Annotated in this window: 4 protein-coding genes; 3 read left to right on the forward strand and 1 reads right to left on the reverse strand. The window is 60.9% G+C overall.

Annotated elements, in window-relative coordinates; translation table 11 throughout:
• A partial coding sequence (locus VL598_RS13955) for a porin (RefSeq protein ID WP_325327318.1) occupies positions 1 to 330 on the forward strand: 330 nt, incomplete at its 5' end.
• Between the two features lie 54 nt (positions 331 to 384).
• On the opposite strand, the gene VL598_RS13960 is transcribed toward VL598_RS13955, so the two are convergent.
• Positions 385 to 1,326 (reverse strand): LysR family transcriptional regulator, encoded by a 942-nt coding sequence (locus VL598_RS13960; protein ID WP_325327319.1) that lies wholly within the window; start codon positions 1,324 to 1,326, stop codon positions 385 to 387.
• 155 nt (positions 1,327 to 1,481) lie between these two features.
• On the opposite strand from VL598_RS13960, the gene VL598_RS13965 reads away from it, so the two are divergent.
• Together VL598_RS13965 and VL598_RS13970 are read left to right on the forward strand one after the other, a co-directional pair.
• Positions 1,482 to 2,804, forward strand: coding sequence for a Rieske 2Fe-2S domain-containing protein (locus VL598_RS13965; RefSeq protein WP_325327320.1), 1,323 nt, complete (start codon positions 1,482 to 1,484; stop codon positions 2,802 to 2,804).
• A gap of 77 nt (positions 2,805 to 2,881) precedes the next feature.
• Positions 2,882 to 3,846, forward strand: a 965-nt coding sequence (locus VL598_RS13970) for a PDR/VanB family oxidoreductase (protein WP_325327321.1), incomplete at its 3' end; no start/stop codon positions are given.

Raw genomic sequence — 3,846 nt, forward strand, 5'->3', positions numbered from 1 at the left:
TTTGCCTTTCGTGGCGGCGCTATCCATCGGATGACCACTGCGGCAACGAACTATCAAACCAACATCTTTTTCGGGGGCGCCTCGTACTTGCTGAGGCCCGATCTCGAATTCGACGGCGAGATTTCCCGAATCACCACAACCGATCGGAAAAACGCCAACTACTACGTGATGCGGGCGACGTACTTGTTGTCCAAACGAACCTCGCTCTACACGATGGTTGGCTTCATGCAAAACAATAGCCGCGCATCGTATTCCGTTGGCGCGGGCAATTTCACGGTGCCGAACGCGAAACAGATCGGTGTCCTGGTGGGCATGCAGCAGCGGTTTTGACGATGAATCGCCGGCCTCCGGCCGGCGACTATGGCAGGTCGGCGGCGCGTTGCGTTATGCGTCGATGGCCTGCTCGACTTCTTGATGAAATTGCGCAAGCTGCTGGCGGACGACCTCGCGCACCAACTGCGTCCCCTGCCCGATAAGTACGTCGTTCGATGCACGCGCGGGCGTCACGACGGAAAGACTGCACCGTAGAACGGGTTTGCGTATGCGATGCAGCCGCAACGACGGATCGCCGATGCAGGGCTGGACTCCGCTCAGCGGGATGACCGCGCACCCGTAGCCCTTGCGGACCAAATCGAGGATGGCCGTGAGATTTTCGATCTCATGCACGACCTGCGGCGTCAATCCGATCGCCGCCATCGCGCTCGCCAGCGCGGCGTGTACGGCGTTGGCGGTGCCGGCGGTCACAAGGGGAAGCGCCGCGATGTCCGTGAGCATGAGCGAACGCGGCAGCGCCTTCCCCGCGCGCCGTGTCGCGGCGCTTGCGACGAGATACAGCTCCTCGTCGGCCAACAGGCGCACTTCGACGGCATCGTTCGGCGGCTGATTGTAGACCACCGAGCAGTCGAGTTTGCCGCCGCCCACGAGTTCGACCAGATTCGCCGACAAGCCGTCGACGGTGCGCAGCGTGACCTCCGGCAACCGTTCGCGAAATGCATCGATGAGCGGCAAAACGACGGTGCGGGCAAGGCTTGGGGGCAGCCCCAGCACGAGGTTGCCCTTTGCCGGCCCCACGCTGCCCCGGACCGCCCGTTCGGCGAGGGCGATTTGCCGCAGGATCAACGGCACGTGATCGAGCAGACGTTGGCCCGCATCGGTCAGAACGAGTCCTCGGCCATTACGCCTGAACAATTCCGTGCCGAGTTCCGCCTCGAGCTGACCGACCTGGCGGCTCAGCGCAGCTTGAGTCAAGCCGAGAACGCTGGCGGCGCGTGTCAGATTGCCAATTTCGGCGATACGCGAAAAATGTTGGAGCTGCCTGATTTCCATGTCCTGAATCCGTCTCTCGATCTGTCTTTCAAGTGTATATCAGATATGCAAGAAAGGCGATTTTTCTCGGTCAGATATCAATATATCGTAATGCTCAATGAGGCCTGCGCCGAGCCGCAACTTCAATCGCCCTTGAACAGAACTGAGGAGACACCATGGACACCTCCACTCATCCGATCACGATCAAGCCGCGTTCGCGCGGCGCCGACCGTTATCAGTATTTGACGCAAACCAATGCCGGCACGCCGGCCGGCGAATTGCTCCGACGTTACTGGCAGCCGGTCGCGTTGATCGATTCGTTGCCGGCCGGCGCGGCGCCGCAGCCGATCCGCATCATGGGCGAGGACTTGGTGCTGTTTCGCGACGATCACGGTCAAGTGGGTTTGATCGATCGTAAGTGTGCCCATCGCTGCACCGATTTGGCGCTGGGCCGCATCGAAGCGGGCGGTATCCGTTGTCCGTATCACGGTTGGCTGTTCGACGTGAACGGCCGCTGTCTCGATCAACCGGCGGAAGCGTCGGCGACGGCCAAGGATCGCATCCGCATGAAGTCGTATCCGATCCATGAGGCAGGCGGCGCATTCTGGGCCTATATGGGTCCAGGCGAGCCGCCGCTCTTTCCGAACTATCCGGCGCTGGCCGGCGGTAGCGAATATCGCTACACGACGCGTTGGTTTGGCGACTGCAATTGGATGCAGGCGAGCGAGGGAAACATCGATCCGGTCCACACCTCGTATCTGCACCAATTGGAGTTGTCCAGCGCCGACATGCAGGCTCGCTGGGGAGTGTTTTCGAATCAGGCTCGGCCTGAACTCGCCATCGAAGACACTCGCTTTGGGGTTCGGCTCTATACGCTGCGCAAGATCGAGGGCGCCGATCGATCGTCGATCCGCATTACCAACTTCGTCATGCCGAATGCGTGTGCGGTCGGCGGTTTCGAAGGTTACTTGGGGGACGGCGGCATCACCATGCTGTGGGACGTTCCGATCGACGACGAGCATCACTGGCGCTGGGAGTTCATCTTCCATCGCAGCGGCAAGCTCGACAAAGAGGCACTTCACAAGCAATACGAATCGGAGAAGGCCGAAGGCGATCGTATGAGGCGCGCGAAGAGCAATCTGTATTCGCAGGATCGCGAATCGATGGCGCGTCAGGCATATCTGGGTCTGGGCGAGTGCTTCTCGGTGCATGACATTGCGATCACGCAGTCGCAAGGCACGATTCACGATCAAAGTCACGAGCATCTATCGTCGTCGGACATCGCCATCGTGCGCGCCCGTCGGATGCTCGACGAGGCGGCGCAGGCGCTGGCCGATGGTTCGGATCCTCGCGGTGTGATTCGCCGTGAAGAGGACAACGATTTCCGCGACATGGTCGTCATCACCGGCGAGATCGGCGCTGGAGAAACGAAAGAAGCGTATTGCGCCCAGTACGCGGAGAGTGCGGAGCTCTTCCGGCTGCAGGAAGCGAAGGCATGACGTAACGCTCGTTTCGCCGTTTAGCGAGGCGAGGCGAGCCGTTTTTGTATGACCGAATTCAATCGATGCACTTTGCCATGAATATCATCCCCGTCCGAGTCGTTGCCGCCGAAACCATTGCGCAAGGCATCCGTCTTTTGAAACTGGCGCCCCTGGATGGATCCGCGCTGCCCTCTTGGGAGCCCGGTGCGCATATCGATCTGCATCTTGGGTCGGGCGTCGTCCGGCAATACTCGCTGTGCGGATCGTATAGCGACACGTCCACGTACGAAGTCGCCGTCAAACGAGAGCCGGCATCGCGAGGCGGCTCGAGATTCGTTCATGAATCGTTGAGCGTGGGCAGCGAATTGGGCATATCCGCGCCGCGTAACCACTTTCGCATGGATGGCGAAGCGCGCAGAACGCTGCTGGTGGCAGGGGGGATCGGCATTACGCCCATCATCGGCATGGCGCGCCAGCTTCGCGATCGGGGCCAGCCATTCGACTTGTTGTATTTCGCTCGCTCCGAAGCGCATGCCGCATTTTGCGGCGAACTGAACGATGCCTCGTTCAATGGCGCGTGCCGGCTGTTGTTCGGTCAAGAGCGCGAAGCCGTCGAAGCGACGTTGGATGAGGCGCTTCGAAATCGCCACGGCGGTTGCCACGTCTATCTGTGCGGGCCGCAACCGTTCATGGACACGGTGCGTACGGTCGCCGCGCGTCACGGCTGGCCCGACGATGCCGTCCATCTCGAGTACTTCGCCGCGGCGGCGACGGCGACATCGGAGGCTGAGCCCGAAGCGGCGTTCGACCTGAAGCTCGCGCGTTCCAACGAGACGTTTTCGATTGCGCCGGGCAAGACGATCGTCGATGTCCTTCGCGAGCACGGCATGGATGTCGAGACGTCGTGCGAGCAAGGCGTCTGCGGAACTTGCGTGGTCAAGGTGCTGGAGGGAAGCCCTGAACATCGGGACTGCTTTCTCACCGCGCAGGAGCACGCGAGCGGAAATTGCATGGCGATCTGCGTGTCGCGTTCTCGTTCAAAGCTGCTGGTCGTCGATCT

It is taken from the genome of Trinickia sp. (genome assembly GCF_035492435.1).
Lineage (GTDB): Bacteria > Pseudomonadota > Gammaproteobacteria > Burkholderiales > Burkholderiaceae > Trinickia.

What these genes read in the sequence shown, in the direction of transcription:
- VL598_RS13960 (WP_325327319.1), bottom strand. Translation starts at nt 1,326, where the DNA reads ATGGAAATCAGGCAGCTCCAACATTTTTCGCGTATCGCCGAAATTGGC.
- VL598_RS13965 (WP_325327320.1), top strand. Translation starts at nt 1,482, where the DNA reads ATGGACACCTCCACTCATCCGATCACGATCAAGCCGCGTTCGCGCGGC.